Here is a 1,132-nt window from a genome sequence, read left to right as displayed (position 1 = left end):
CCACAATCCAACGCCCCCGCACTACGCGCCAACCCCGCCAACGCCCCGAGATCACACCCAGCCGACACCTGCGCGGCCATAGCCGCAACAGCAGCCAGAGCCTCCCCCCGCCGCTCACCGACCGGCACCAGCCCCAAATGCCGAGAAGGCACCCCCACCTGCGGAACCCGCCGAAGCACCCCCATCACAGGCACCCCCACCGACTCCAACGCCTCCCGCAACATCTCCTCATGCCGATCCGACGCGACCTTGTTGAGGATCACGCCCCCGACCCGCACCTCCGGATCCCACGACACGAACCCGTGCACAAGCGCCGCCACCGACCGAGCCTGCGAAGACGCGTCCACCACCAGCACCACCGGCGCCCGCAGCAACTTGGCCACCTGAGCCGTGGACGCCAGCTCACCTTCCCCCGAGGCCCCGTCGTACAGCCCCATCACACCCTCGACCACGGCGAGGTCACACCCACGCGCCCCATGCAGGAACAGCGGCCCGATCAACTCGGCCCCGCACATGTACGCGTCGAGATTCCGCCCCACCCGCCCGGTGGCGAGCGCGTGATACCCGGGGTCGATGTAGTCCGGCCCGACCTTGTGCGGAGACACGGCAAGCCCCCGCGCGGCGAACGCGGCCATCAACCCCGTGGCAACGGTGGTCTTGCCACTGCCCGACGAGGGCGCGGCAATAACCAACCGGGGCACGAAGGACAAGGAGGCAGAGGAGGCCGAGGAGGACGAGGAGGACGAGGAAGTCAGCACGACGCAATCACCACTCGATCCCCCGCTGCCCCTTCTGCCCAGCGTCCATCGGATGCTTGACCTTGGACATGTCCGTCACCAGATCCGCGAACTCCACCAGCTTCTCCGGAGCGTTCCGCCCGGTGATCACCACATGCTGGTTCCCCGGCCGGTCCCGCAGCACGGACACGACCTCATCGACATCGACCCACCCCCAGTGCATCGGGTAGGCGAACTCGTCCAGCACATACAGCTTGTACGTCTCGGCGGCGAGATCCCGCTTGACCTGCTCCCAGCCCTCCCGGGCCTTCTCCTCGTTGTCGAGCTGTGCGTCCCGCTGAACCCAGGACCACCCCTCGCCCATCTTGTGCCAGTCGACGGTCCCGCCCTCCCCG

Annotated in this window: 2 protein-coding genes; both read right to left on the bottom strand. The window is 68.3% G+C overall.

Annotated elements, in window-relative coordinates:
- Positions 1 to 755, bottom strand: a 755-nt coding sequence (locus AOK08_RS01755; RefSeq protein WP_422125715.1) for a cobyrinic acid a,c-diamide synthase CobB, incomplete at its 3' end; no start/stop codon positions are given.
- A 10-nt stretch (positions 756 to 765) separates the two neighbouring features.
- The coding region (locus AOK08_RS01750; RefSeq protein ID WP_198539073.1) for a cob(I)yrinic acid a,c-diamide adenosyltransferase at positions 766 to 1,132 on the bottom strand (367 nt) is incomplete at its 5' end.

It is taken from the genome of Streptomyces graminilatus (assembly GCF_001418565.1).
Taxonomy (GTDB): domain Bacteria; phylum Actinomycetota; class Actinomycetes; order Streptomycetales; family Streptomycetaceae; genus Streptomyces; species Streptomyces graminilatus.
The sequence above is the reverse complement of the archived record's forward strand: the minus strand, read 5'-3'. Positions and strand labels throughout refer to the sequence as shown.